The sequence below is a fragment of the Paraoerskovia marina genome (assembly GCF_900105445.1).
GTDB lineage: Bacteria > Actinomycetota > Actinomycetes > Actinomycetales > Cellulomonadaceae > Paraoerskovia > Paraoerskovia marina.
Map to the genome: position 1 here is coordinate 1,242,809 of NZ_LT629776.1, position 26,998 is coordinate 1,269,806.

The following is a 26,998-nucleotide window of genomic DNA, read 5'->3' on the forward strand; positions in this document are numbered from 1 at the left end:
CCACGACCCGAAAGGCCTCGACCGTGACCACGACCGTCGTGTCCCAACCCCCCGACGCGCCGCCCGCGCACGCGCCGGTCTCGTCGATCATGTCCGCCCGACGGCGCCGTCGGCGCACGCCCGTGACCTGGGTGCGCGGCGGCGGGCTCAGCACCCTGATCCTCGGCCTCCCGCTGCTGGTGATCTTCGGGCTCTTCTCCTGGTTCCCGATCGTGCGAGCGGCCGTGATGAGCGTCCAGACGACCAACCTCGTCACAGCGCCGGTGTACGTCGGCCTCGACAACTTCACCGCGGTGCTCGCCGACCCGCTTCTCGGCACCGCCGTGACGAACACGCTGTACTTCGCACTCCTCGCGCTGGTCTTCGGCTATCCGGCGCCGCTGGTCGTCGCCGTCCTGATGAGCGAGGTACGCCGCGGCAAGGGAGTGTTCTCGGCGCTCGCGTACCTGCCCGTCGTCGTGCCGCCGGTGGTCGCGGTGCTGCTCTGGAAGGTGTTCTACGACGCCTCTCCCGACGGCGTCTTCAACACGATCGTCGGCTGGGTCGGGCTCGGCCCCTTCCCGTGGCTGCAGGACCCGTCGTGGGCCATGCCGTCGTTGGTGCTCGAGGCGACCTGGGCCGCGGCCGGCGGCACCATCATCATCTATCTTGCGGCGCTGACCGGAGTCGCGCCCGAGCTCTACGACGCCGCCGAGGTCGACGGTGCAGGGGTCTGGCGCAAGGTGTGGCACGTGACCCTGCCTCAGCTGCGAGGGATCCTCTTCATCACCCTGATCCTGCAGGTGATCGGTACCGCCCAGGTCTTCCTCGAGCCGTACCTGTTCACCAACGGGGGGCCGGCGAACTCGACCACGACGATCATGCTGATGATCTACAACTACGCGTTCCAGTTCGGCGACTACGGCAAGGCGACGGCGCTGAGCCTCATGCTCGCGGCCGTCCTCGCCGTGCTCTCGACCGTGTACTTCAAGGCGACCTCATCCTGGAGCAAGTGATGACCGACCACGTCTCTTCGCCCGTCGCCCCCACGGGTGCGAGGCCTCGCAAGGCACGGAAGGCCGGCTCGGCGGCCGCCGACCGCGGCATCCTCTCGCCGTCGGACTGGCGCCGGCGGGGCGTCGGCAGCTGGCTCCGACTGTCCCACGTCCTGCTCTTCGCCGGACTGGTGGTCGGCGGCCTCGGGCCCATCCTGTGGCTCGCCAAGTCGGCGGTCACCCCGACCCAGGACACCCTGCGCACCCCGATGGCGATCTTCCCGAACGGCGTCGACTGGGCGAACCTCGCGACCGCGTGGACCCGGTTCGAGATCGACCTGTACTTCTACAACACGATCGTCCTGGCGCTCGGGTCGTGGCTGATCCAGGTCCTCGTCGCGGCCACCGGCGGGTACGTGCTCTCGGTCCTGCGTCCCGCATGGGGGAGGGTCGCGACGGCGCTCGTCCTCTCGACCCTGTTCATCCCTGCCGTCGTGCTCCTGGTCCCGCTCTACCTCACCGTGCTCGACGTGCCGTTCGTGCACGTCTCGCTCATCAACAGCTGGTGGGGCGTGTGGTTGCCCGCCGGGGCGAGCGCGTTCAACGTGATCCTCGTCAAGCGGTTCTTCGACAACCTGCCACGGGAGATCTTCGAGGCGGCGCGTGTCGACGGCGCCGGGCCGTTCCGCGTCGCCTGGTCGATCGTGATGCCGATGTCCCGGCCGATCCTCGGTGTCGTGTCCGTCTTCGCGGTCATCGCCGCCTGGAAGGACTTCCTCTGGCCGCTGCTCGTGCTCCGCGACCCGGCGAAGCAGCCGCTGTCGGTGCGACTCCCGGCGTTGGCCAACTACGTCGAGCTCGACGTGTTCCTGGCGGCGCTCGCGATCTCCACCGCGCTGCCGATCGTCATCTTCCTTGTCTTCCAGCGGATGTTCCTCTCCGGCGCAGGGCTCGGGGGCGCGGTCAAGGGCTGACGCGGGTGCTGGCAGGCCCGCCCTGCGAATCTGACGCGCTGTCGCATCGACGTCACATCGCCGAGGTCGGGGATCGGGCGCACAGCACGTCGGACCCGGTGCATGATGGATGCATGGCCAATGCTCTGCCCTATGACGCCCTGCTCCTGTACTCCTTCGGCGGCCCGAACGAGCCCGCCGACGTCGTGCCCTTCCTGCGCAACGTCACCGCCGGCAAGGGGATCCCTGACTCGCGGCTCGAGGAGGTCGGCGAGCACTACTACGGGTTCGGGGGCAAGAGCCCGATCAACGAGCAGAACCTCGCGCTCAAGGCGGCGCTTGAGGCGGAGCTCGCGTCTAGGGGGATCGACCTGCCGGTCGTCTGGGGCAATCGCAACTGGGCCCCGTACACGGACGACGCGATCACCGAGCTCGAGTCGATCGGGGCCCGGCGGGCGGTCGCCCTCGTCACGTCGGCCTACTCGTCGTACTCGGGCTGTCGCCAGTACCGCGAGGACCTCGCGGTCGTCCTCGACAAGCGCGGTCAGCTCGACGAGACCGGCTCGACGGGCGTCCAGTTCGACAAGATCCGCTCGTACTTCAACCACCCCGGGTTCGTGCAGGCGAACGTCGACGCGATCGTCGAGGCGTTCGGCGACCTCGCGGCCAAGGGCGGGGACGCCTCCGCCGCCCGGCTGATGTTCGTCACGCACTCCATCCCCGACACCATGGAGGCCGCGAGCCGCATCTCCGGCGCCACATACTCCGCGCAGCACCTCGACGTCGGCGCCGAGATCGCGGTCCGGGTGGGCCGTGAGCTGGGCCGCGAGGTCGATTGGGAGCTGTCGTACTGCTCCCGGTCCGGCCCGCCGAGCCAGCCGTGGCTCGAGCCGGACGTCAACGACCTGCTCACCGAGCGGGCGGGCGAGGGGCTGCGCGACGTCGTCCTCTCTCCGATCGGGTTCGTCTCCGACCACATGGAGGTCGCCTACGACCTCGACACGGAGGCGATGGAGACGGCCACGGAGCTCGGCATGAACGCCGTGCGCGCCGGGACGGTCGGCACGCGCGCACCCTTCGTCGAGGGGCTCGTCGACCTGCTTCTCGAGCGGGCGGCGATCGCGCGCGGAGAGGACGTCGACGAGCGCGCCGTCGGGTCGCTCCCGGCGTTCCGCAGCGTCTGCGCCCCCGGGTGCTGCCTGCGGCGCGACGCCGAGCCGACAGGGGTTCCCGCCCTGTGCTCGGGCGACCTCTACTCCTGATCCTGACCATCCGGCCCCGGCCGGCCATCTGAACCGAGAGGCAACACCCCATGACCGAGCAGCCCGCAGCGCCCGACGGCCACGTCAACGTCGACACCGGTCAGGTGGTCGACCACGACGCGATCAACGCATCGATCCGGTACACGATGTGGTCGGTCTTCTCGCTGACGGAGACGCTGCCCGAGAACGACGTGGAGCGGGCCGCGGTCGTCGCGGCGGCCGAGCGGGCCGTCGGGGCGACCGACGTGGACGCGGCCTCGACCGACGCCGAGCTCGTCGTGCGGGGCTGGTACGACGTCGGCGGGCTGAGCGCGAACGCCGACCTGATGCTCTGGGTGCACGGGCCGTCGATCGAGTCCGTGCAGGGCGCGTACCAGCGCCTGCGCGCCTCGGTGCTGGGGCGGGCCCTGAACCCGGTGTGGTCGGTGGCGGCGCTGCACCGCCAGGCCGAGTTCAACCGCGGTCACGTCCCGGCGTTCCTGGCCGGTGAGCAGCCGCGGGACTACATCTGCGTGTACCCGTTCGTGCGCTCCTACGAGTGGTACCTGCTCCCGGACGCAGAGCGCCGGACGATGCTGCGCGACCATGGGTTGGCGGCCAAGGACTACAAGGACGTGCGGGCCAACACGGTCTCGGCGTTCGCGCTCGGCGACTACGAGTGGATCCTCGCGTTCGAGGCGGACGAGCTCCACCGGATCGTCGACCTGATGCGTGACCTGCGCGCCACCGAGGCACGTCGGCACGTGCGCGAGGAGGTGCCGTTCTACACGGGGCCCCGCACGACGCTCGCCGACTGGGCGGCGCGCCAGCCCCTCGCCTGACCGTTCAAGATGCTCAGCATGCTGAGGTTTGCCATGATCGGAGCATGAGCACAGACGATACTTCGCAGATCTCGGACTCCGCGACGACGACGGGCGGTGGTCCGACGCGGGCGGACCGTGTCCGGCAGGTCACCGTCCTGATCGGTGCCGTCGTCGCGATCGCGGGTGCTGCCGTCGGCTCCGGGGCGGCCGGGGGACAGGCCATCCAGGACGCGGCCGGGGGTGCCCTCGCCGCCGACGCCACGGTCCTCGCCCCCGACTCCCCGGCGTTCTCGATCTGGTCCGTCATCTACGCGGGCCTCGCCGTCTTCGCCGTCTACCAGGCACTGCCCGCGCAGGCCACCAACGACCGACTCCGGTCCGTCTCGTGGTGGGTGCTCGCGTCGATGCTGCTCAACGCCGCATGGATCGGGGTGATCCAGGGCGGGTGGCTCTGGCTCAGCGTCGTCGTGATCGCGCTGCTCGTCGCGGTGCTCGCGGTGATCCTCGTCCGGCTGGTGCGGATCCCCGCCAGCGGGTGGTTCGAGTCGCTGGTCACCGACGGAACAGTCGGGCTGTACCTCGGGTGGGCGTCGGTCGCGACGCTCGCTGACGTCGCCGCGACGCTGACCGCTGAGGACATCGGCACGTCGGCCGACGCCAGCATCTGGGGCGTCGTCGTGCTCGGCGCCGGGACGGCGCTCGCGATCGCCTACGCGATCTTCGCGGCGCCGCGTCCGACGGTCGCGATCGCGATCGGTCTCGCGATGGCCTGGGGCATCGGGTGGATCAGTGCCGGTCGCTTCAACGGGCCCCTGATCGACGAGACGGTCGCCGTCGCCGCGGCCGTCGCGGCCGCGGTCGCCCTCGTCGCCCCGCTCGTGACGGTCGGGATGCGTCGGCGCGGCTGACGGACAAACACGCGCGTGCCCGCCATCCTGAGAAATATGCGGACACGTGCGCACCACGCGACCCCCGGCGACGACGTCCGGCGTGCCGCCGTCATCGTCAGCGTCGTCCTCGCGGTGTGCGCGGGCCTGTGGAACCGCGAGCCTCTCGACCCCTCGGCGACGCTCCTGGCGCCCGCCGAGGAGGCGGACCTCGGCCGCTACGTCCTCCTCGCCGGTCTCGCGGTGCTCGCGACCTACCAGACCCTCCCGTTGCAGGCCGCACGCGCGCGGATGCGTGCCACCGGCTGGTGGGTGGCGGGGGCGGCGCTCGCCCTCGCCGTGGCGCAGACGATGCCGGACGGCGCGGTGACGGGCGGCGCCATGGTCCTCGCGGCCGCCGCGTTCCTCGGAGCCGCCGCGGGCCTCGTCCGCGACGGTGCCGAGCGGCGGACGGAGGCGCTCACCGTCGACCTGGTCGTCGGCCTGGGAGTCGGGTGGTCCCTCACGACGGCGGCGAGCACCGTCGCCGCGGTACTCGCCGACGCCGGACATCCCGTCGGTCGCACGACGGCGCTCGCGGTCGTCGGTGCCCTGGGCCTGGCCGTGGTCGTCGTCGCGCACTGGGCTGCCGCCCGCACGTGGCTCGCGGCGGGGACGGGGCTCGGCGCCGCCTGGATGCTCGGCTGGATCGCGGTCGCACGGTTCGCCGACGTCCCCGGTGACGAGACTGTCGCCGTCGCGGCCGCAGGGATCGCCTCGATCGCGTTCGTCAGCCCGTGGGTCTCAGTGCTGCGGGAGCGTCCCGTCGGCTGATCCGGCCGGGACCTCGACGTAGTGCTCGACGACGGGTTTCGGCTCGTAGAAGTGGTGCAGCAGCTCGCGCCAGCGCGGGAACTGCGCCGACCTGCGGAACCCTTCCTCGTGCGCCTCGACGGACTCCCACTCGACCAGCAGCAGGTAGGTCGAGCTCGACTCGACGCCGCGTGAGAGTGTCAGGCCGAGGAAGCCGGGCTGCTGGGCGATCAGCGGGCGGGCCTCGACGAAGGCCGCCTCGAAGGCGGCCTCCTGACCGGGGCGGACGGGCAGGAGTGCGTGCTCTCGGATCATGCCCGGATACTACGCACCGTGCGGTGCCGGGCGGGGTGCGGTCCGTCGCCCGCCCGGCACCGGCAGGTCACGGGTAGAGGCCGCGGATCTTGTGCGCCTCGGAGACACGTTGGACACCGATGGCCAGCGCGGCGTCGCGCAGGCGGATGTCCTCGCGGCGGGCGAGCGCCGCGACGTCCGCATACGCGGAGTGCATCCGGTGCTCGAGCTTCTCGGCGATCTCGTGCTCGGCCCACCAGTACGCCTGGTTGGCCTGGACCCACTCGAAGTAGGAGACAACGACGCCGCCCGCGTTGGCGAGGATGTCCGGGACGACGACGATCCCGTTCTTCGCGAGGATCCGGTCGCCCTCGCCGGTGGTCGGTCCGTTGGCGCCCTCCACGACGAACCGCGCCCGGACGGTCGGCGCCGTGCGCTCGTCGATCACGCCCTCGACGGCGGCGGGGACGAGCACGTCCACCTCGAGCGCGAGGAGCGCGTCGTTGTCGATCGGGTCGGACTCGGCGAAGCCGACCACGGAGCCGGTGGCGACGAAGTGCTCCATGAGGGCCGGCATGTCCAGTCCCTCACGGTTGATCACCCCGCCGTACTGGTCGCTGACCGCCACGACGGTGGCCCCCTCGGCGGCGAAGATCTCGGCGGCGTGCCCGCCGACCTTGCCGAAGCCCTGGATGGCGATCCGCGCCTCGGCCAGGTCGACCCCTGCCTCGGTGAGCACCGCGCGCGTCGTGTGCACGACACCGGCGGACGTCGCGGTCGCGCGTCCCAGGGACCCGCCGACGGCGATCGGCTTGCCGGTGACCACGGCCGGGATCGTGTATCCCTGGCTGACGGAGTAGGTGTCCATCACCCAGGCCATCGTCTGCTCGCTCGTGCCCATGTCCGGCGCCATGATGTCGACGTCGGGGCCGATGACCGGCTTGATCTCACTGGTGTATCGGCGGGTCACCCGTTCCAGCTCGGACTCGGAGTGCTCGCGCGGGTCGATGGTCACGCCGCCCTTGGCGCCGCCGTACGGCAGGTCGACGATGGCGCACTTCCACGTCATCCACATCGCCAGGGCACGGACCTCGTCGATGTCGACGCTCGGGTGGAACCGCAGACCGCCCTTGCCGGGGCCCCGGGAGACGTTGTGCTGCACCCGGTACCCGCGGAACAGGACCGTCGACCCGTCGTCGCGTCTGAGCGGCACGCTCACGTGCACCTCACGGCGCGGGACGGCGAGCATCTCGTGCATCCCCGCGTCGAGGTCGAGCATGGAGACGGCGCCCGAGAGCTGGGCGAGCGCGGTACCGAGCGGGCCGCCGCTCGCGGCGATCGAGTCGGGTGCGCTGGTGGTCACTGTGGACACGGGTCCTCCGGGTACGAGGTCGACCGATGCCGCCGGGTCAGCGGCATCGCTGATGCGCCCAACGTACAACGCCGGCCGGTGGTCAGGCCCGTCGAGCGGCGACGCACAGGAATCCCTCAGGAACCCCATGCCGTCCTCCTGGTTCCGGTGTCTAGACAGGAGGCGTGACGAAACGACGGACTCGCAGAGCGCTCGTCGCCTCCGGGGTGGCGGTGACCCTCGCACTGGGTGGCAGCGCGGCCTGGGCGCTCGACCGGTTCGTGGTCGAGCACGTCGAGATCGCCGACGTCTCGAGCTACGAGGCGGAGCAGTCGGCCGACGCGACGGAGGCGGACTCGGCCAGCGCCGACGACCCCACGATCGAGATCGAGACGATCGTGGAGGGCACGGGGGACGAGACCGTGACGTACTACGTGGCGTACGTCGTCCTCGACGACATGACACAGCTGCGCTCCGCCTTCGCCGAGGACCAGTTCGGGCAGAACATCATCGCCGACACCTCCGAGATCGCCGAAGACCACGACGCGATCTTCGCGATCAACGGCGACTACTACGGGTTCCGCGACACGGGGATCGTGATCCGCAACGGCGTCGTGTACCGCGACGAGGGGGCGCGCGACGGGCTGGCCTTCTATCGCGACGGCCACGTCGAGACCTACGACGAGACGACGACGGACGCCGAGACGCTCGTCGAGGACGGTGTCTGGAACACCCTCTCGTTCGGCCCGGTGATCCTCGAGGACGGGGAGATCCCCGACGGGATCGAGGACGTCGAGGTGGACACGAACTTCGGGAACCACTCCATCCAGGGCGAGCAGCCGCGCACGGCGATCGGCGTGATCGACGAGAACCACCTGGTGTTCGTCGTCGTCGACGGGCGCAGCCCCGGCTACAGCGCTGGCGTCACCATGACCGGTCTCGCCGAGATCATGCAGGGCCTCGGGGCGACGACCGCGTACAACATCGACGGCGGCGGGTCGTCGACGATGTACTACGACGGCGAGGTCGTCAACGACCCGCTCGGCAAGGGTGAAGAGCGCGGGACCTCCGACATCCTCTACATCGCCGAGTGACGGGCACCCCGATGCCGACACAGACCTCCGCCGTCGTCCTGATCCCCGCGCTGGAGCCCGATCACCGGCTGCTCGCGCTGGTGGCCGACCTGCGGCGCACGGCGCCCGACCTGTCCGTCCTCGTGGTGGACGACGGCTCCGGGGCCGGGTATGCGACCGTGTTCGACGACGTCGCCGCGCTGGGCGCCGACGTCGTCGCCGACCCGGTGCCGGGAAACCACGGCAAGGGCCACGCCCTCAAGCTCGGGATCCGCGAGGTCGAGACCCGGTACCCGGGGGCCGACGTCGTGTGCGCCGACGCCGACGGGCAGCACACGGTGCAGGACATCCTCCGCGTGGCGGGCCACGTCCGGCCGGGCACGGCTGTCGTCGGCGGTCGGCGCTTCGTCGGCGACGTCCCGCTGCGCAGCCGCGTGGGAAACGCGGTCTCGCGCAGCCTCTTCCGGCTCGTGACGGGCCTTCGGGTCCACGACACCCAGACCGGCCTGCGCGCGTACCCGGCGTCGTTGCTGCCGTGGCTCCGGAGCATCCCGGGGGAGCGGTTCGAGTACGAGCTCGCGGTCCTCCTGCAGGCGCCCCGGGACGGGGTCGACGTCGACGAGGTCGAGATCGAGACGGTCTACCTCGACGAGAACGAGTCGTCGCACTTCCGGCCCGTCGTCGACTCGCTCCGGATCCTCGCGCCCCTGATCCGGTTCGTCGGGACCGGCGTCGCGTCCTTCGGCGTCGACGTCCTGATGCTCCTCCTGCTGCAGGCGCTCACCGGATCCCTCCTGCTCTCCGTCGTCGGCGCGCGGATCGTCAGCGGCTCGGTGAACTTCTTGCTCAACAAGTTCGTCGTGTTCCGGTCGACGGACCACCGGGCGACGCGCGCGGAGGCAGCACGCTACGTCGCCCTCGCCGTGTCCCTCGTGGTTGCGGGGTACCTGATGCTGCTCGGTCTCCAGACCCTGGGCGTCGCGCTGCTGCCCGCCAAGCTGCTCACCGACGGGATCCTGTTCTTCGTCGGGTGGGCCGTGCAGCGTCGGCACGTCTTCCGCACGGGCGGCTCCGGTCTCGACGAGCTCGACCGGCGCGACGGGTGGGTGACGGCGGTCGAGCCCGTCGAGACCAGCGCGACGGTCTCGACGGGCGGGTGACGGCGGTCGAGCCCGTCGAGACCGTTCAGCGCCGCGAGTGCCGTCGGAACGACGCCGGTGTCTCCCCGGTCAGGCGGGCGAACGTCCGGGTGAACGACGGCTGGTCGTAGAAACCGGAGTCGCTGGCGACGTCGACGATCGGCAGGTCGGTGCTGGTGAGCAGCTCCGTCGCCCGGTCGACGCGGGCACGCAGGACGAGCTGGCGGGGCGTGAGGGAGAAGACGCGGCGCACACGGCGCGTGAGGGAGTCGGGGCTGCACCCGGCGAGCCGGGCGAGCTCGGCGGTCGTCAGCGGGGAGCCGAGGTGCGCGTCGATCCCGGCGGCGAGGCGCGTCATGGAGTCCATGGTGGCGTCGTCCGCGTCGGACTCGTGCAGGTCCTGGGAGACGGAGACGAGACCGACGAGCTCGCCGCGCACGTCCCGGACGGGCAGCTTGGACGTGAGGAACCAGCCGGGGGTGCCGCCGAGCCGCCGGATCAGCTCGAGCTCGTTGCGCAGCGGGTCTCCGGTGCGGATCACCTCGGCGTCCTGGTGGGCGTAGCGCTCCGCGAGCTCGGGGACGAACAGGTCGGCGGCGGTCCGGCCGACGACGTCGCGGCGGGACTTGGCGTTGGTGCGCCCGACGAAGACCCGATTGACGGCGACGTACCGGCCGGACGGCGTCTTGGCGCAGAACATCGTCTGGGCGAGCTGGTCCATCAGGGCGATCATCACGGGGCTCAGGGCGCCCAGGAGCCGCTCCGCGCCGTCAGCGCTTGCATCGGTGACGAGCCCCGCCGCGGGCAGGGGCGGGGGAGTCGGCTCGGCGTTGTCGTACACAGGGACTATTTGAGCCCGGAACGTACAAGACGGCACGTCAGGACAGCATGCACAGTGGAGTATGAGCAGCCACACTTTCTCCAGCCCGGCGGTGACGGATCTCGACTTGGTGGAGTCGGCGGTCGACCTCGCCAGGTCCTGGGTCGCCGCGGCGGACGCCGACCAGAACCGCTCCGAGCAGGCCACCGCAGGCCGGCTCGGCGCGCTCGTCTCCGACCCGAAGGGTCTGGAGCTCGCCGTCCGGTTCGTCGACGACGTCGCCCGCCCCCACGACTCGGCGGTCGCCGCCAAGCAGCTCAACCGGCTCGGCGACCTCGCCGGGCACGCGCAGGGCTTCCTCGGGCCCGTCGACCGGCTGATGCTCCGGGCCGGCGGGGCGCTCGCGCCCGGTCTGCCCGGCGTCGTCGTCCCGGCCGCCCGGATCAGGCTGCGCCAGCTCGTCGGGCACCTCGTCGCGGACGCGGGGCCCGGCCTCGGCAAGCACCTGGCGCGCACCCGCGAGCAGGGGTACGCGCTCAACGTCAACCTTCTCGGCGAGGCCGTGCTCGGCGAGGCCGAGGCGCAGGCCCGCCTCGACCGGACGATCGCGCTCGTCGAGCGCCCCGACGTCGACTACGTCTCGGTCAAGGTCTCCTCGGTCGCCTCCCAGCTCGTCACGTGGGACCTGGAGGGGTCGCGCGACCGTGTCGTCGAGCGGCTGCTCCCGCTCTACCGGGCCGCCCAGGAGCACGGGGTGTTCCTCAACCTCGACATGGAGGAGTACCGCGACCTGGCGCTGACGACCGCCGTGTTCCGGACGGTGCTCAGCCGTGAGGAGTTCCACGGCCTGGAGGCCGGCATCGTCCTGCAGGCCTACCTCCCGGACGCGCTCGGGGCGCTCGACGAGCTCACCGAGTTCGCCACTGCCCGCGTGGCCGACGGCGGCGCACGGATCAAGGTCCGGCTCGTCAAGGGCGCCAACCTCCCGATGGAGCACGTCGAGGCCGAGAGCCACGGCTGGCCGCTCGCCCCCTACGGGTCCAAGCCCGAGGTCGACGCCAACTACGTCCGGCTCCTCGACCACGCACTGCGTGCCCCCCGCACCGACGCGGTGCGGATCGGTGCCGCGTCCCACAACCTCTTCCACGTGGCGCTCGCCGTGCTGCTCGGGCGCGAGCGCGGGGTCTCCGAGGCCCTCGACGTCGAGATGCTGCAGGGCATGTCCCCGGCCGAGTCCCGTGCCGTGCGCGACGAGGTCGCGAAGGACGGGGGCCGTGTCGTCCTCTACACACCGGTCGTGCGGGACGAGGACTTCGACGTCGCGGTCTCCTACCTGGTCCGACGCCTCGAGGAGAACTCCGCGGTCCAGAACTTCGTGCACTCGATGTTCGCCCCGGAGCCCGAGGGTGACGTCCCGACGCCCATGGACGGTCAGGAGGCGGCGTTCCGGGCGTCCGTCGAGGGCGGCTTCGGCGAGCCGGGGGACGCGGTCGTGCCCCGCCGGCAGGAACGTCAGGAGCAGAACCCCGCCGAGCTCCCGGTCGACGGGTTCGAGAACGTCGCCGACACCGACCCTGCTGTCGCCGCCCACCGCGCGTGGGCCCGGCGGGTGGTCGCGGGCGAGGGCTACCGTCCGGTGCAGGCCGCGGAGATCGACTCGCTCCCCGAGATCGACGCCGCCGTCGCGCGCGCCGATCGCGCCGCGCAGGTCTGGTCCGAGGTCTCCACCGCCTGTCGTGCACGGGCGCTGCGCGCGATCGCCCGGCGTCTGGAGGAGGCGCGCACCGACCTCGTGACGGCGCTCGTGCACGAGCCCGGCAAGACCGTGGCCGAGGCCGACCCGGAGATCAGCGAGGCGATCGACTTCGCCAACTACTACGCGCGTGCCGCCGAGGAGCTCGACGAGGTTCCCGGTGCGACCTTCACGCCGGACGGCGTCACGCTCGTGACCCCGCCGTGGAACTTCGCGGTGGCGATCCCCGTCGGCGGAGTCGTGGCCGCGCTCGCGGCCGGGTCCTCGGTGCTCGCCAAGCCCGCGCCGCCCACCCCGCGGTGCTTCGAGATCGCGATCGACGCGATCCACGCGGGCCTGCTCGACGTCGCCCGTGAGTGTGCCGAGGGGACGGCGGATACGGCGTTCGACGAGCAGGTCGCCCGCGACGTCGTACAGTTCCTCCGCGTCCCCGACGGTGACGCGGGCCAGCACCTCGTCACCCACGAGGGCGTCGCCCGCGTCGTCCTGACCGGAGCTCTCGAGACCGCCCAGCTCTTCGCGGGGTGGCGTCCCGAGCGGCCGCTGTTCGCCGAGACCTCGGGCAAGAACTCCCTCGTCGTCACGCCCGCGGCGGACATCGACCTCGCGGTCGCCGACCTCGTGCGGTCCGCCTTCGGGCACGCCGGTCAGAAGTGCTCGGCCGCGTCGCTCGGCATCCTCGTCGGTTCGGTCGGAGACCCGCGGACCGAGACGGGCCGTCGGTTCCGCCGCCAGCTCGTGGACGCGGTCCGGTCGCTCGTCGTCGGCCCGGGCACCGACCTCGCGACGGTGATGAACCCGCTCACGGAGCCCGCGAGCGGAAAGCTCGAGCGTGCGCTGACGACGCTCGAGCCGGGCGAGTCCTGGCTCGTCCGGCCGCGGCAGCTCGACGACGACGGCAAGATGTGGACTCCCGGGCTCAAGGAGGGCGTCGCCCCCGGCTCGTTCTTCCACGAGACGGAGGTCTTCGGCCCCGTCCTCGGGCTGATGACGGTCGACACCCTCGACGAGGCGCTCGCGCTGCAGAACCACGTCGACTACGGCCTCACCGGCGGGATCCACAGCCTCGACACGGACGAGGTCGACCACTGGCTCGACCGCGTCGAGGTGGGCAACGCCTATGTCAACCGGCACATCACCGGGGCGATCGTCCAGCGGCAGTCGTTCGGCGGGTGGAAGGCCTCGGCCGTGGGCCCCGGCGCCAAGGCGGGCGGGCCCAACTACGTCGCGCAGTTCGGCACCTGGCACGACGACGCCGCCCTGCCCGACCGCGACACCGACCCCGACGCATGGTTGGCCTGGGCGGAGGCGGACGACGAGCACCAGTGGGTGCGCGAGTTCGGCGTCGAGCACGACCCGAGCGGGCTCGTGGCCGAGTCGAACGTCTTCCGCTACCGGCCGGTGGACCGCCTGACGGTCCGCGTCGGCGACGGCGCCAGGCCCGTCGAGGTGGCACGCGTGCTGTCGGCCGCCCGACGTGCCGGCGTCTCCGCACGGGTGGTGCGCAGCGGCGCCCACGGCACCAGCGACGCCGAGTTCGCCGAGCAGGTGCGCCGTGGTCGGGTGACCGGACGCGTCCGCGTGGTCGGCGACGTCGAGGGGCTGCGCGAGGCTGCCGCCGAGCAAGTCGGATTCGTGACGGTCCTCGACCAGCCGGTCGTCGCCAGCGGTCGTCGCGAGCTGCTGGCGGTGCTGCACGAGCAGGCTGTCAGCCGCACGCTGCACCGCTACGGCCACGTCATGCAGCGCGACTGACCCGTCCCCTACGATCAACGGTATGACCACGGCATTCGTCCTCGGCGGCGGCGGCGTCCGCGGAGCCGTCCACATCGGGATGATCCGCGCGCTGCTCGAGCGAGGGATCACGCCCGACCTCGTCGTCGGGACGTCGATCGGTGCCATCAACGGCGCGGCGCTCGCGGAGACACCGCGTCTCGAGGTAGTCGACCGTCTGCTCACGGCGTGGTCGTCCGACACCGCGAGCCGGGTGTACGGCGAGTCGTGGTTCCGCCAGGTCCAACGACTCGCCCGCACGCGGACGCACCTCAACGACCCCGACACGCTCCGGGCGCTCCTTGTCGGAGTTCTCGGCGACGGGCTCACGTTCGCCGACCTCGAGGTTCCGCTCGTCGTCTGCGCGGCGAGCATCGAGAAGGCCGAGGAGCACTGGTTCACCGAGGGCCCGCTGCTCGACGCCGTGATGGCGTCGGCGTCGGTCCCCGGTGCGCTGCCGCCCACCGAGATCGACGGCGAGCACTTCGTCGACGGGGGGATCGTCAGCTCGATCCCGCTGGGTGAGGCGGTGCGTCGGGGCGCAGACCGCGTCTACGTCCTGCAGGTCGGCCGCATCGACGAGCCGCTCTACGCGCCGAAGACCGCCGTCGACGTCGCCAAGGTGACCTTCGAGATCTCCCGCCGCCACCGCTTCGCCCGGGACCTGAAGAACGTCCCCGAGGGCGTCGAGGTCCACGTCCTGCCCGCCGGCGGTCCCCAGCCCGGCGACGAGAAGGTGGGTGCGTTCCGCCGGCTCGACGCGACCCGGGCGCGGATCGACGCCTCCTACGAGTCCTCGGTCGAGTACCTGGACGCCAGGTGAACGTCGCCCCGCCCCCGTGGTGGGTCCGCCGGTTCGTCCTCGCGCCCGTGATGGTCGCGATCGCGGTACTGCTCGCGCCGACGAGCATCCTGCTGGTCCTGCTCGCCCTCGCGGTCGTCAGCTGGGCGCTGCCCGGCCGCCTCCGGGCACCGCGGATGGCCTGGATGACCGTGTTCTACATCTTGTGGGAGGCCACGGCCCTGCTGGGGTTCTTCGGTATCTGGGTGGCGTCCGGGTTCGGGTACGCGATGGACCGCAAGGTGTTCCGCTCCGTGAACCTCCGGTTCGCCGCGTGGATGGTCAAGGTCCTCTTCTGGCAGATCCGCTGGACCCTGCGGCTGCGCATCAGCATCGACGCGGACGAGATCCGCGGGCTCGACGGCGTGCCCGCGGTCGTGGTCAGTCGCCACGCGGGCCCGGGGGACTCGTTCGTCCTCGTCGACGCGCTGCTCAACGTCGCCCGGCGTGAGCCCCGGATCGTCCTGAAGGACACCCTGCGGTGGGACCCGGCGATCGACACCCTGCTCAGCCGGATCCCCGCAGAGTTCGTCGTGCCGCACTTGCGACGCGCCGCGGACGACCCGGGCGGAAGCGAGGCCGTCGGAGACCTGGCACGGACGATGTCGGACGACTCGGCGCTCCTGCTGTTCCCGGAGGGCGGGAACGTCACGCCGCGGCGCCGGTCCGCACGGATCGCCGCGCTGCAGGACGCCGGGCAGTCCGACCTCGCGGCGATGGCCGCGGCGATGCCGCACGTCATGGCGCCGCACGTTGGCGGATTTCTCGCGGCGCTCGACGCCTGCCCGCGCGCCGGCGTGGTCGTCGTGGCACACACGGGGCTCGAGAAGCTCGTGACCTTCGGAGACATCTGGCGCGAGCTGCCGATGGACAAGCACATCGTGATGAAGGGCTGGTCGACCGCTCCCGGGGTCCTGCCCGCCGGTGCCGACGACCGCGGCACGTGGCTCTTCAGCGAGTGGGCGCGCGTCGACGGCTGGATCGACGCGACGACCGCCGAGCTCGAGCGGGAGAAGACCGACCCCCGCCGGCGGACGTCACGCGGTGTGCGGGCGGCGCAGCGCGGCTAGCGACCGGTCAGGACGACTCGCGCACGACGAGCTCGACGGGGAACGACGTCTGCGCCGGCGGCGTGTCGTCCGCCACGAGCGCGAGGACCGTGTGCGTCGCCAGGTTCGCCAGCTCGATCACGGGGTTGCGGATCGTCGTCAGCGGGGTCGCGGCGTTGGCGGCGATGCCGAGGTCGTCGTACCCGACGACGGCGACGTCGCCGGGAACGTCCCGCCCGGCCTCGCGGAGCGCGCGGAGCGCACCCGAGGCCATCAGGTCGGAGGCGACGAAGACCGCGTCGAGGTCCGGTGCGACGTCGAGAAGCCTGCGCATCGCCGCGGCACCACCCTCGCGGGTGAAGTCGGCGTGCTCGACACGGCCCGCGTCGAGCCCGGCCCCTTCGAGAGCCGAGCGCCACCCGGTGAAGCGGTCCACACCGGCCGTCATGTCGAGCGGACCGGTGACGGTGGCGATGCGGGTCCGGCCCCGGTCGATCAGGTGCTGGGCCGCGGTGCGCCCGCCCTCCACGTTGTCCATGTCGACGTACCGGAGCGTGTCGGAGTCGTCGAAGGGCCGGCCGACGAACACGGACGGGATCCGCGTGTCGAGCAGTGCCGACTCGAGTCCGTCCTCGCGGTGGTGCGAGGTGACGATCGCGCCGTCGACGTGGCCAGACTGGAGGTAGCGGGCGATCCGGCCCGAGCTGTCGCCCGGGCGCGCCATCACGAGGACGAGCTGGAGGTCGCTCGCCCCGAGCGCGGCGTTGACGCCGCGCAGCGTTCCCGAGAGGAACGGGTCGTTGAGGATCCGCTCGTCGGGCTCGGGCACGACGAGCGCGATCGAGTCCGTCCGGCGCGTGACGAGGGACCGCGCCGCCCGGTTCGGGGAGTACCCGAGCCGGGCGACGGCGTCGTCCACCGCCTGCTGGGCCTCGGGCGACACGCGACTGCCGCCGTTGATGGCCCGCGAGGCCGTCGACCGCGAGACTCCCGCGGTGCGCGCGACCTCGTCCAGGGTGGGGGTGCTCGACATCATGGCTCTATCGTGCCTGAACCTTGCCGGTAGGCAGGATTCGTGATCACGGGCGTGCGGGGACCAGGCCGTCGCGGGCGACGTCGGCGTACCACCGGCCGCTCGCCTTGACGGTCCGCTCCTGCGTCTCGTAGTCGACGCGCACGATCCCGAACCGCTTGCCGTAGCCCCATGCCCACTCGTAGTTGTCGAGCAGGGACCACGCGAAGTACCCGTTGACGTCGGCGCCGAGGTCGATCGCCTCCTTGATGGCCCGCAGGTGGCCGTCGTAGAAGTCGAGGCGGTTCTGGTCGTCGACGTAGCCGGACTCGTCCGGGACGTCGTCGTACGCGCACCCGTTCTCGGTGACGCAGAGCTTGATCCCCGCGGGGCCCGTGTAGTCCTTCTGCAGGCGCAGGAGCAGGCGGGTCAGCCCCTCGGGCTGGATCTCCCACTCCATGTCGGTCACCGGCAGGTCGCGCGGGTGGACGTACACGCCCTCGTCGTTCGGGAACGGCGAGCTCGTGGCCCGGTCCGTCGGCGCCTCGCCACCACGCTCGGCCCTGGCGGGCTCGGAGCCCACGAGGTTCCCGTGGTAGTAGTTCACGCCGAGCGAGTCGATCGGCGTCGAGATGATCTCGAGGTCACCGTCGTGGACGTGGTCCTCGAGCCCCAGTCCCGCGACGTCCTCGAGGACGTCCGGGGCGTACGCGCCCTTGATGATCGGGTCGGCGAACATCCGGTTGAACTGGCCGTCGAGCCGACGGGCCGCGTCGACGTCCGCCGGGTTCTCCGGGTCGACCGGGTCCTCCACCTCGAAGTTCAGCGTGATGCCGAGGTTCGCCTCGGGCGCCCGCTCGCGCAGGGCCTGCACCGCCAGGCCGTGGCCCAGCATCAGGTGGTGCGCCGCGGCGAGTCCGTCCGACCTCGACTGTCGGCCCGGGGCGTGCTGGCCACCGGTGTAGCCCAGGAACGCCGAGCACCAGGGCTCGTTGAGCGTCGTCCACACCCCGACGCGGTCGCCGAGCGCCTCGTGCATCGTGACGGCGTAGTCGGCGAACCGGTACGCGGTGTCTCGGTTGGCCCAGCCGCCCTGCTCCTCGAGGGCCTGCGGCAGGTCCCAGTGGTACAGGGTGAGCCACGGCAGGATGTCGTTGGCGAGGAGCTCGTCGACGAGGCGGTCGTAGTACGCCAGTCCTGCGGGGTTCACCGGACCGCCGGCCGGGTGGACCCGGGACCACGACGTCGAGAAGCGGTACGTGTCGAGGTTCAGCCGGCGCATGAGCGCGACGTCCTCGCGGTAGCGGTGGTACTGGTCGCAGGCGACGGCGCCGTCGTCCCCGTGCAGGACGGCACCGGGAACACGGGCGAACTCGTCCCAGATGGAGTCCTGCCGGCCGTCGGTCCACGCCGCGCCCTCGACCTGGTAGGCGGCGGTCGCGGCGCCCCAGAGGAAGCCCTCGGGGAAGCGCACGACGCCGGAGGCGTTCGCCGGGCTGATGACGTGCGGAGACGTCGGTCGGAAGCTGGTCATGTGGTTCATCATCCCTTGACCGCCCCCTGCATGATGCCTGCGACGAGCTGTCGACCCACGAAGATGAACAGCACGAGCAGGGGCAGGGTGGCGAGTGTGGCGCCCGCGAGGACGAGCGAGTAGTCGACGAAGAAGGCGGCCTGCAGCTGCTGCAGCGCGACCGGGAGGGTCGGGTTCTCGGGGCCGAGCACGATGAACGGCCAGAAGAAGTTCGTCCAGGTCTGGATGAACGTGAACAGCGCGAGCATCGCCGCTGCGGGCCGGGCCGCAGTCAGTCCGATGTGCCAGAAGGTCCGGATCATCGACGCGCCGTCGACGCGCGCGGCCTCGATCAGCTCGTCGGGGATGGCGGATCCCATGTACTGGGTCATCCAGAACACACCGAACGCCGTCACCAGCGCAGGGACGATCACGGCCGTGAGCGACCCGGTCCAGCCGAGCTTCGACATCACGAGGTAGAGCGGGACCACGCCGAGCTGCGTCGGCACGGCCATGGTGGCGATGACGAAGACGAGCAGAGGGCCCTTGCCCTTGAACCGCAGCTTGGCGAACGCGTAACCGGCGAGGGTCGCGAAGATGACGGTCGTCATCGCGGTCGTGGCCGAGACGATGAACGAGTTCATCGTCGCCTTCCAGAACGGGATGGTGTCGATCACCGTCGCCGCGTTGGTGAAGAAGTTCCCACCTGGCCACCAGGGCATGGGGTCACGCGTGAGCACCTGCGCGTCCCAGGACCCGATCAGGTACGACCAGTAGATGGGGAAGACGGAGCCGGCGAGGAACGCGCCGAGGATTCCGTAGGTCACCCAGCCGGGTCGGCGTACGGCCGACCCGCGACGCTTGGTGGGCTTGCCGTTCCCGGGGCGGGGCGCCACGTGGGCGGGGGCGCTCGGCATGGCGGTCATCGCTTGTCTCCGCTCGTTGAGATACGTCGCGTAATCGCAAAGTTGATGATCCCGATCAGCACGATCAGCATGAACAGCAGCCACGCGACGGCGGATGCCCGCCCGAAGTCGCCCTGCGTCCAGCCGAGCTCGTAGAGATAGATCGTCAGCGTCTGCCACTGACCGTCGGCGCCACCGCGACCGAACTGGTCGAACATGCGGGGCTCGTCGAAGATCTGGAGTCCGCCGATGGTCGAGGTGATCACGACGAAGATGATGGTCGGGCGCAGCTGCGGGACCGTGATCGAGAAGAACTGACGGAACCGGCCGGCCCCGTCGATGACGGCGGCCTCGTACAGGTCGCGCGGGACGGCCTGCATGGCCGCGAGGAAGATCAGGATGTTGTACCCGGTCCAGCGGAAGTTCACCATCGTGGCGATGGCGAAGTGGCTGGGGAGAACCTCTTTGTGCCAGCCGACGGGGTCGATCCCGAGGGTGCCCAGCATGTCATTGACGAGGCCGAACTTGTCCGCGAAGAGGTTCGAGAAGATGAGGGCGACCGCGACCGGGGTCACGACGTACGGGATCAGCACACCCATGCGCCAGAAGGTCTTCGCACGGATGTTCTGGTCGAGCACCGCGGCGAGGGTGATCGCGATGATCACCTGGGGAACCGACGAGAGTAGGAAGATGCTGAAGGTGTTCCGCAGCGCCTTCCAGAAGTCGGGGCTGCTCAGGATGAACTGGAAGTTCTCCATCCCGACGTACGTGCCCTGGCCCATGATCGTGTCCCAGTCGTGGACCGAGACGAACGCCGTGTAGAAGAGGGGGAAGAGCCCCGTGATGAAGAAGAGGATGAAGAACGGGGAGATGTACAGGTACGGCGAGAACTTCAGGTCCCAGCGGTTGAACCGCTCCCCGAAGCCGATCCGGCGGGGTTTCCTGGGAGTGTTGCCCCGTGCGGGCGCCGGGGTGCGCGTAGTGGTGGCCATGATTCCTCGGTTCGCGTGCTCGTCGGCCGGGGGAGGGGCTCGCGGTCTCGACCGCGAGCCCCTCCGGGACGTCGGCTTCGTCAGAAGCCGGGGGTGGGCCTAGCCCAGTGCGTCGACGTCGGCGACGAACTTCTCCCAGGAGGAGTCGGCGTCGTCGGTCTGGTCGACGTCCACGCGGGTGATCGCGTCCGCCATGGCGGTGTTGATCGGGAAGTAGTTCGGTCCCTTGAACGGCGTCACCGAGACGGCCTCGGCACGGTTGGCGAGGATCTCACCGGTCGGGGCGTCGTTGAAGAACGGGTTGGTGGCCGCGGCGAGCTCCTCGGAGTCGAGCGCCTCGACCTGGCTCGGGAACGTGCCCTTGGCGGCGAACGCCTTCATCTGCTGCTCGGGGGCGGTCAGCCAGTCGGCGAGCTCCTTGGCCGCCTCGACGTTCTCGCCCTGGCTCGGGACGGTGAGGTACGAGCCGCCCCAGTTGCCACCGCCACCGGGGAAGGTGTCGGCGATGTCCCAGCCCTCGACGCCGGCTGCGTTGCCCTCGATGACACCGAGCATCCAGCCCGGGCAGAGCATCGTGGCGAAGCCGTCGTTCTGGAACGAGTCGGTCCAGTCCTGCGACCACTGGCCGAGGTGGGCGGACAGGTTCTCGTCGACCGCGGCGGTGAGGACGGCGTCGTACGTCTCGCGGACCTCGGGGTTCTCGGTCGCGATGATCGTGCCGTCGTTCTCCTCGTAGGCGTTCTGAACCTGGTTGATCATGCCCTGCCAGGTGGCGCCCGCGGAGTCGAACCACGGGACGTCGGAGCTCGCCATGAACTCCTTGCCCGCGTCGAAGTAGTCGTCCCACGACTCGCCGATGAACTCGGCGGCACCCTCGCGGTCGCTCGGGATCCCGGCAGCCTCGAAGAGGTCGGCGCGGTAGCAGACGGCCTCCGGGCCGATGTCGGTGCCGTAGCCGATCAGAGCGCCGTCCTCGAGCGTGGCGGCCTCGGTCTTCCAGTCGAGCCAACGGCCCTCGACGCTGTCGCTCGTCAGGTCTGCGAACTTGTCCGGGTACTGCTTGAACTCGGCGAGCCAGTCGACCTCGATGGCCTCGATGTCCGACGCACCCGAGTTGGCGCCGAGCGAGTTGCGCAGCGCGTCGCGCGCCTCGTCCGCGGTGGCGGCCTTCTTCTGCTTGACCGTGATGTTCGGGTTCAGGTCCTCGTACTCGGTGAGGAGGTCCTCGTAGCCGAACTCGTTGAACGTCGCGACGGTGAGGGTGATCTCCTCGTCGCCGTTCGAGGATCCGCTGTCGGCGGTGTCGTCGCTGTCGGACGAGCCGCAAGCGGTGAGCGTGAGCGCGAGTGCTGCTGCGCCGGCCGTCGCGGTGACGGTCAGGCGACGGGTGCGTGTGCTGCGGTGCACGGTGACTCCCTTGTCTTGTGGGGCGGTGACGGCAACGCCGTGGTAGCGCTTCCATCGGTGGGTTCATGGAAGCGCTACCACGGTTGCGTGTCAACCGACAGCGACCTTGCCGGTGGGAGATGCGGAATGCTGAAGAAGCGTCGTCGCAGGTCAGCGACCTGTGGGGGGGGGCGGCTCGTTTCCGGATCGTTACCGGGGTGTTATGGCGCCGTGAGCCATTCGCGGCCCGCGACCTCCTCGGCGGAGAGCGCGTCACGTACCGCCTGGGCCGCGGCCTTCTCGATCGTCGACGCGAAGAGGGGCACCGCGGCACGCAGGACCCCGTCGTAGGTCTGCGCCGTCCCGCCGTCGGGAAGATCTTCCAGTCGGACCGTCCCGGTGAGCCGGATGGGCGCACCGGTGATCTCCAGCGTCACCGTCCCCCGTGGCGACGCCGTCCCGGGCTCCCAGACCTCCACCTGGCGGATCTCCACGTGGTCACCGACGAAGCTGCGGACCTGGGACGGGATGTCCGTGGTCGGCACGGTCCGACGGACGGTCGAGGTGAACCCGCCGTCGAGGCTGCCGCTGACGTCCGCCTGGTCCACCGTGCCGCCCGGGCTCGTCCGTCCCGCACGCCACCGGACGAAGGGCTCGGCCGCCAGCATGGCGGCGACCTCCGCGACGGGAGCCGGGTACGTGCTGGTCACCGTGAGGTGCATGCGGATGCCTTTCGCCGGGGTATCCCTGGACTCTATCGGGCGCCGCACCCCTCACGCCTGCGTACGCTGGTGCCGTGTCCGCCATGAGTGACCTCTTCTCCCAGCACGCCGATCTGTCCGACGCGGACAACGACTGGCTGCATCAGCTCGTCGGCGACTGGCAGGTCATCTCCGACCTTGCCTTCGCCGATCTCGTCCTGTGGCTGCCGACGGCCGAGCACGGCTTCGTGGCCGTCGCCCAGTGCCGGCCGAGCACGGGCGCGACCGTCCACTACGACGACATCGTCGGCTCCAAGGCGCCGGACGGGCAGCTCGCGCAACTGCGCCGTGCGCTGTCCGAGATCGCGCCGCAACGCTCGCGCGAGCCGCGGTGGTTCGGTGCGTACGCGGTCCGCGAGGAGGCGGTGCCGGTGGTGCACGACGGCCGTGCGATCGCCGTCGTCGCCCGCCAGACGAACCTCGGCAGCGGCCGTACCCCCAGTCGTCTCGAGCTCAACTACGTCGAGGCCGCGGACGACCTGATCGGGATGATCTCGCGCGGCGAGTTCCCCATGGCGCACGCCGCGACCGGACCGCGTCGTGGAGCCCCGCGCGTCGGGGACGGCCTGCTGCGCCTCAACTCCGAGGGCGAGGTGCTCTACGCGAGCCCGAACGCCCTGAGCTGCTTCCACCGTCTCGGCGTGCTCGGGCCGCTGGTCGGGCGCTCGCTCGCCGAGGTCACCACCGACCTCGTCGAGCAGCAGGCCCCGGTCGACGAGTCGCTGCCTCTCGTGGTCACGGGCCGCGCACCCTGGCGGACCGACCTCGAGTCGCGCGGGGTCTCGCTCTCCCTGCGCGCCCTGCCGCTCACGGAGCACGGCCAGCGCATCGGCGCGGTCCTGCTGTGCCGCGACGCGACGGAGCTGCGTCGGCGCGAGCGGGAGCTGATCACCAAGGACGCGACCATCCGGGAGATCCACCACCGGGTCAAGAACAACCTGCAGACGGTGGCCGCGCTCCTGAGGCTCCAGGCCCGACGCATGGAGATCCCCGAGGCGAAGGCTGCCCTCGAGGAGGCAATGCGGCGTGTCGCCACCATCGCCCTCGTGCACCAGAGCCTGTCGCAGACCCTGGACGAGGAGGTCGAGTTCGACGAGATGGCGAGCCGGGCGCTCCGCCTCGCCGCCGACGTCGCCTCGGCGGACACCCGGGTCACGACGGCGCTCGAGGGGACCTTCGGGCGGGTGCCGGCCGAGGTCGCCACCCCGCTCGCCCTGGTGCTCACCGAGCTGGTGACCAACGCGGTGGAGCACGGGCTCGAGGGGCGGACCGAGGGGCGGGTCACGATCGAGGCCCAGCGCGACGGGAAGGCGATCCACGTCGTCGTCGCCGACGACGGCGTCGGTCTCGGGGACTCGCCGACCCCGGGGACGACGGGTCAGCGCGGGCTCGGCACGCAGATCGTCTCGACGCTGGTGCTCAACGAGATGCACGGGACCATCGACTGGTCGGCGCGCGAGGGCGGCGGCACCGAGGTCGTGATCGACATCGAGCTGCGGTCGCGCAACCGCGACTGACCGCCCCGGACGCACGAAGGGCCGACACCCGCGTGGGGTGTCGGCCCTTCGAGGCGGAGTGTCAGCCGGCGCGGCGGGCCCGGGCGGTGCGACGCTTGAGCGCCCGGCGCTCGTCCTCGGACAGCCCGCCCCAGACGCCTGCGTCCTGACCGGACTCGATGGCCCACTTGAGGCACGTGTCGACGACGGGGCAGCGACGGCAGACCGCCTTTGCCTCCTCGATCTGCAAGATCGCGGGACCCGTGTTGCCAATGGGGAAGAACAGCTCGGGGTCTTCGTCCAGGCAAGATGCGCGGTGGCGCCAGTCCATTCTCAGTCTCCTTGGCAGGGGAACTCCGTGGCCCGGGCGCATGTAGGCGCACCACGGTCAGGAGATTCGTTCGGGGGGATGTGCTGGATCAAGCCTCACACCTCGAGAATCCCTGCACAAGAGGTAACACGGAGGTTTCTTGTAGATGACTTGTGAGGTATTTGTCACACGGCTGCGTCGCCGCAGGTCAGCCCGCTGAGGCTCGGTTCCGGCCGCCGGGTAGGCTGGGTGACCGTGTCTGACATCGATCCCGCGGCGACGCCGCAGAGTCCGTCCGCACCGCGGAGCCGCGCGCTGACGGTCGTCCTCGTCGGGCTCGGGCTCGAGGTGGTCGCGGCGGTCGCCGGCGCCGTGCTCCTGCTCGTCGGCCTGGCGGACGTGCCGGGTGAGCTGGTCGCCATGACGCTCTTCCTCGTGGTGTGCGCGCTCGGCCTCGCCGCCGCGCTCTACTTCTCCGGGCGCGCGCTCGTCCGTGGGAGCCGGCGTGGTCGTGCACCGACGATCACCTGGCAGATCTTCCAGGTGATCGTGGGGGTCGGCGCCGTGCAGTCAGGAAACCCGGTCGTCGGAGTTCCGCTGGTGGTCGTCGCCGTGGCCGTCGTGGTCGGTGTCCTGCGCGTCGCCGCGGACACGGAGCGGTCTGCCGCCGGATAGGATCGGGACTCTCCCCGTGGCGTGCCGGCGGGGTGTCGGCCCGCGAGGCCGCCGGGCTGCGACGAAACTTGTCGTGGACATAACCGTCCACAGGATGGCCCAGGGGGATCTCTTGGGACCTTCGATGCCCTAACATGGATGAATGACCCACGTACTGCTGGCGGAGGATGACCCCGCAATTGCCGAGCCGTTGGCCCGCGCGCTCACGCGTGAGGGTTATGACGTCGTCGTGCAGGGCACCGGGCAAGGTGCCGTCGATGCGGCCGGCGGGGCCGACATCGTCGTCCTTGACCTTGGCCTGCCGGACATGGACGGCCTCGACGTCGCCCGCGAGATCCGCAACCAGGGCCTGACCACCCCGGTGCTCGTGCTGACCGCGCGCGCCGACGAGGTCGACCTGGTCGTCGGGCTCGACGCCGGTGCCGACGACTATGTGACCAAGCCCTTCCGCCTCGCCGAGCTTCTTGCGCGCGTGCGGGCGCTCCTACGTCGCACCCACGCGGACACCGTCGAGGAGGAGGAGCTCCACGCCCAGGACGTGCGCGTCGACGTCGCCGCGCACCGCGCGTTCCAGGGAGACCGTGAGCTGCACCTGACCACCAAGGAGTTCGAGCTGCTGCGCGTCCTCGTGCAGAACGCGGGCTCCGTCGTCGTGCGCGACGCACTGATGCGCGACGTCTGGGGATCCGAGCCCGTGGGCTCGACCAAGACGCTCGACATGCACGTCTCCTGGTTGCGGCGCAAGCTCGGCGACGACGCCGGGTCGCCGCGCTACGTCTCGACGGTCCGGGGCCTCGGCTTCCGCTTCGAGCTGGGCGTCGAGTCCTGATCCTCCGGCTGGAAGGTGCGCTCGCATGAGGCGCAGGCTTCTGACGGCCACCGTCTCCGCGGTGCTCGTCGCGGTGCTGCTCCTCGGGCTGCCCCTGGCCTTCATCGGTGCACGCTTCGTCGAGGACATCGAGCTGCGTGAGCTCACGGCACGGTCCGAGGCCCTCGGCCGTCAGATCGACAGCCGCACGGAGGCGGGCGAGGAGGTGCCGCAGAGCACCGTCGACAACGCTGCCACGGGCACGGGTCGGCTGGACGCCTACATCACCGTGCTCACGAGCGACGGCCAGGTGCTCTACGCCGGTGAGGAGCTGTCGGGCGACACCGTCACCCGGACGTTGACCACCGACGACGGCTCGCTGGTCACCCTCAGTGTCCCGTCGTACCAGATCACGCTCCGCGAGGCGCAGATCGTCTTCCTCGTCGCGGTGGCCACCGTCGTCGCGTTCGGGGCCGGGATCGCCGTCTCCGTCTGGCAGTCCAACCGCCTCTCGGCACCGCTCGTCTACCTCGCGGCCTCGGCAGAACAGCTGGGCTCCGGGCAGGTCCGTCCTCGGCTCGAGGACTCCGGTGTCGAGGAGATCGACCTCGTCGCGGACGAGCTCGCGCGGTCCGCCGACCGGATGGCGACACGACTGGCCGCCGAGCGGCAGTTCGCCTCGGACGCCTCGCACCAGCTCCGGACGCCGCTGACGGCGCTGAGCATGCGCCTCGAGGAGATCTCGATGGCCTCGGACGACGAGGCGGTGCAGGAGGAGGCGCGGATCTCCCTCGAGCAGATCGAGCGACTCGTCGGCGTCGTCGACGACCTGCTGCTGCGGTCGCGCAGCGCGGTCGGCGGGACGACCGAGCCCGTGCTGCTGATCGAGATCGGGCGCCAGCTCGAGGAGGAGTACGGCCCGACGTTCGAGCGCGGCGAGCGCCGGCTCGTCATCGACATCCCCGACTCCGCCCAGGCTCTCGCGACCCCGGGTGGGCTCGCGCAGGTGCTGGCGACGCTCGTCGAGAACTCCCTCAAGCACGGCGGTGGCACGACGACGGTCCGCACGCGGTCGGGCGGTGAACGCGGCACCGTGGTCATCGAGGTCGCTGACGAGGGGGACGGTGTCCCCGAAGACCTCGCCCCGCACATCTTCGAGAGGTCCGTCACCTCCGGGGCGGGCACAGGGCTCGGTCTGGCCCTCGCCCGCGACCTCGTCGCCGCGGACGGTGGACGCATCAAGCTCTCCCAGCGCGTCCCCGCCGTCTTCTCGATCTTCCTGGCCGGTGTGCCGCGCACTCTCGATCCCAACGCGGTGCTCCCGACCGGACGCACCCTCGCCCACGGCCGCAAGGGCTGGTTCGGCCGCCCCTGAA

At 70.9% G+C, this 26,998-nt stretch carries 25 protein-coding genes; 15 read left to right on the plus strand and 10 right to left on the minus strand.

Annotated elements, in window-relative coordinates; translation table 11 throughout:
* Positions 1–89: 89 nt before the first annotated feature.
* The 6 genes from BLU20_RS05600 to BLU20_RS05625 all read left to right on the plus strand — a co-directional run bounded on the left by BLU20_RS05600 (position 90) and on the right by BLU20_RS05625 (position 5,692).
* A complete protein-coding gene (locus BLU20_RS05600; RefSeq protein ID WP_172829092.1) occupies positions 90–995 on the plus strand; it encodes a carbohydrate ABC transporter permease in 906 nt (301 codons plus the stop codon).
* Complete coding sequence (locus BLU20_RS05605; protein ID WP_083371897.1) at positions 995–1,948, plus strand: carbohydrate ABC transporter permease; 954 nt, start codon at positions 995–997, stop codon at positions 1,946–1,948. Before BLU20_RS05600 ends, BLU20_RS05605 begins: the two co-directional genes overlap by 1 nt.
* Positions 1,949–2,061: 113 nt before the next feature.
* Positions 2,062–3,189 (plus strand): ferrochelatase, encoded by a 1,128-nt coding sequence (locus BLU20_RS05610; RefSeq protein ID WP_083371898.1) that lies wholly within the window; start codon positions 2,062–2,064, stop codon positions 3,187–3,189.
* A 50-nt stretch (positions 3,190–3,239) separates the two neighbouring features.
* A complete protein-coding gene (hemQ, locus tag BLU20_RS05615; RefSeq protein ID WP_029253083.1) occupies positions 3,240–4,010 on the plus strand; it encodes a hydrogen peroxide-dependent heme synthase in 771 nt (256 codons plus the stop codon).
* Between the two features lie 44 nt (positions 4,011–4,054).
* Entirely contained in the window at positions 4,055–4,900 is an 846-nt protein-coding gene (locus tag BLU20_RS05620) for a hypothetical protein (RefSeq protein ID WP_083371899.1), read from the plus strand.
* Between the two features lie 36 nt (positions 4,901–4,936).
* Complete coding sequence (locus BLU20_RS05625) at positions 4,937–5,692, plus strand: hypothetical protein (RefSeq protein WP_083371900.1); 756 nt, start codon at positions 4,937–4,939, stop codon at positions 5,690–5,692.
* Here the strand turns inward: BLU20_RS05625 and BLU20_RS05630 are convergent.
* Complete coding sequence (locus BLU20_RS05630) at positions 5,663–5,986, minus strand: antibiotic biosynthesis monooxygenase family protein (RefSeq protein WP_083371901.1); 324 nt, start codon at positions 5,984–5,986, stop codon at positions 5,663–5,665. The genes BLU20_RS05625 and BLU20_RS05630 overlap by 30 nt on opposite strands.
* A 67-nt stretch (positions 5,987–6,053) precedes the next feature.
* Positions 6,054–7,337: a Glu/Leu/Phe/Val family dehydrogenase gene (locus BLU20_RS05635; RefSeq protein WP_407946472.1), complete on the minus strand. Its 1,284-nt coding sequence runs from the start codon at positions 7,335–7,337 to the stop codon at positions 6,054–6,056.
* 164 nt (positions 7,338–7,501) lie between these two features.
* Here BLU20_RS05635 and BLU20_RS05640 point away from each other — a divergent pair, with 164 nt between their 5' ends.
* Both BLU20_RS05640 and BLU20_RS05645 read left to right on the plus strand, forming a co-directional pair.
* Positions 7,502–8,410 carry a phosphodiester glycosidase family protein gene (locus tag BLU20_RS05640; protein WP_083371902.1) on the plus strand — a complete coding sequence of 303 codons (909 nt, stop codon included), beginning with the start codon at positions 7,502–7,504 and terminating at the stop codon, positions 8,408–8,410.
* 11 nt (positions 8,411–8,421) lie between these two features.
* A complete protein-coding gene (locus BLU20_RS05645) occupies positions 8,422–9,549 on the plus strand; it encodes a bifunctional glycosyltransferase family 2/GtrA family protein (RefSeq protein ID WP_083372931.1) in 1,128 nt (375 codons plus the stop codon).
* A gap of 25 nt (positions 9,550–9,574) precedes the next feature.
* On the opposite strand, the gene BLU20_RS05650 is transcribed toward BLU20_RS05645, so the two are convergent.
* On the minus strand, positions 9,575–10,369 hold the full coding sequence (locus BLU20_RS05650; protein WP_231959315.1) for a helix-turn-helix domain-containing protein: 795 nt from the start codon (positions 10,367–10,369) through the stop codon (positions 9,575–9,577).
* 61 nt (positions 10,370–10,430) lie between these two features.
* On the opposite strand from BLU20_RS05650, the gene BLU20_RS05655 reads away from it, so the two are divergent.
* Genes BLU20_RS05655 through BLU20_RS05665 form a run of 3 tightly spaced genes read left to right on the plus strand, consistent with a single transcriptional unit; the run spans position 10,431 to position 15,785 of the window.
* Positions 10,431–13,856, plus strand: coding sequence for a proline dehydrogenase family protein (locus BLU20_RS05655; RefSeq protein ID WP_083371903.1), 3,426 nt, complete (start codon positions 10,431–10,433; stop codon positions 13,854–13,856).
* Between the two features lie 22 nt (positions 13,857–13,878).
* Positions 13,879–14,697, plus strand: coding sequence for a patatin-like phospholipase family protein (locus BLU20_RS05660; protein ID WP_083371904.1), 819 nt, complete (start codon positions 13,879–13,881; stop codon positions 14,695–14,697).
* A complete protein-coding gene (locus BLU20_RS05665; protein WP_231959316.1) occupies positions 14,694–15,785 on the plus strand; it encodes a 1-acyl-sn-glycerol-3-phosphate acyltransferase in 1,092 nt (363 codons plus the stop codon). Before BLU20_RS05660 ends, BLU20_RS05665 begins: the two co-directional genes overlap by 4 nt.
* A 7-nt stretch (positions 15,786–15,792) precedes the next feature.
* Here the strand turns inward: BLU20_RS05665 and BLU20_RS05670 are convergent, their stop codons facing one another.
* From BLU20_RS05670 to BLU20_RS05695, 6 genes are all read right to left on the minus strand, one after another.
* A complete protein-coding gene (locus BLU20_RS05670; protein ID WP_083371905.1) occupies positions 15,793–16,800 on the minus strand; it encodes a LacI family DNA-binding transcriptional regulator in 1,008 nt (335 codons plus the stop codon).
* A 43-nt stretch (positions 16,801–16,843) separates the two neighbouring features.
* Entirely contained in the window at positions 16,844–18,310 is a 1,467-nt protein-coding gene (locus BLU20_RS05675) for a GH1 family beta-glucosidase (protein ID WP_083372934.1), read from the minus strand.
* A gap of 8 nt (positions 18,311–18,318) precedes the next feature.
* A complete protein-coding gene (locus BLU20_RS05680; protein ID WP_083371906.1) occupies positions 18,319–19,215 on the minus strand; it encodes a carbohydrate ABC transporter permease in 897 nt (298 codons plus the stop codon).
* Positions 19,212–20,186 (minus strand): carbohydrate ABC transporter permease, encoded by a 975-nt coding sequence (locus tag BLU20_RS05685; protein WP_083371907.1) that lies wholly within the window; start codon positions 20,184–20,186, stop codon positions 19,212–19,214. Before BLU20_RS05685 ends, BLU20_RS05680 begins: the two co-directional genes overlap by 4 nt.
* A gap of 99 nt (positions 20,187–20,285) precedes the next feature.
* The gene (locus BLU20_RS05690; RefSeq protein ID WP_081829716.1) at positions 20,286–21,593 is read right to left on the minus strand and encodes an ABC transporter substrate-binding protein; all 1,308 of its coding nucleotides are present in this window, start codon (positions 21,591–21,593) and stop codon (positions 20,286–20,288) included.
* Between the two features lie 200 nt (positions 21,594–21,793).
* Complete coding sequence (locus BLU20_RS05695) at positions 21,794–22,282, minus strand: DUF2505 domain-containing protein (protein WP_231959317.1); 489 nt, start codon at positions 22,280–22,282, stop codon at positions 21,794–21,796.
* A gap of 95 nt (positions 22,283–22,377) precedes the next feature.
* On the opposite strand from BLU20_RS05695, the gene BLU20_RS05700 reads away from it, so the two are divergent.
* The gene (locus BLU20_RS05700) at positions 22,378–23,850 is read left to right on the plus strand and encodes a sensor histidine kinase (protein ID WP_083371908.1); all 1,473 of its coding nucleotides are present in this window, start codon (positions 22,378–22,380) and stop codon (positions 23,848–23,850) included.
* A gap of 61 nt (positions 23,851–23,911) precedes the next feature.
* On the opposite strand, the gene BLU20_RS05705 is transcribed toward BLU20_RS05700, so the two are convergent.
* Positions 23,912–24,160 carry a WhiB family transcriptional regulator gene (locus BLU20_RS05705; RefSeq protein WP_029253101.1) on the minus strand — a complete coding sequence of 83 codons (249 nt, stop codon included), beginning with the start codon at positions 24,158–24,160 and terminating at the stop codon, positions 23,912–23,914.
* A gap of 234 nt (positions 24,161–24,394) precedes the next feature.
* On the opposite strand from BLU20_RS05705, the gene BLU20_RS05710 reads away from it, so the two are divergent.
* The 3 genes from BLU20_RS05710 (at position 24,395) to BLU20_RS05720 (ending at position 26,997) form a co-directional block, all read left to right on the plus strand.
* Positions 24,395–24,814: a hypothetical protein gene (locus BLU20_RS05710; RefSeq protein ID WP_155990682.1), complete on the plus strand. Its 420-nt coding sequence runs from the start codon at positions 24,395–24,397 to the stop codon at positions 24,812–24,814.
* A gap of 142 nt (positions 24,815–24,956) precedes the next feature.
* Entirely contained in the window at positions 24,957–25,643 is a 687-nt protein-coding gene (locus tag BLU20_RS05715; RefSeq protein WP_029253103.1) for a response regulator transcription factor, read from the plus strand.
* Between the two features lie 25 nt (positions 25,644–25,668).
* On the plus strand, positions 25,669–26,997 hold the full coding sequence (locus BLU20_RS05720) for an ATP-binding protein (RefSeq protein WP_029253104.1): 1,329 nt from the start codon (positions 25,669–25,671) through the stop codon (positions 26,995–26,997).
* The last annotated feature ends 1 nt before the right edge of the window (position 26,998 follow it).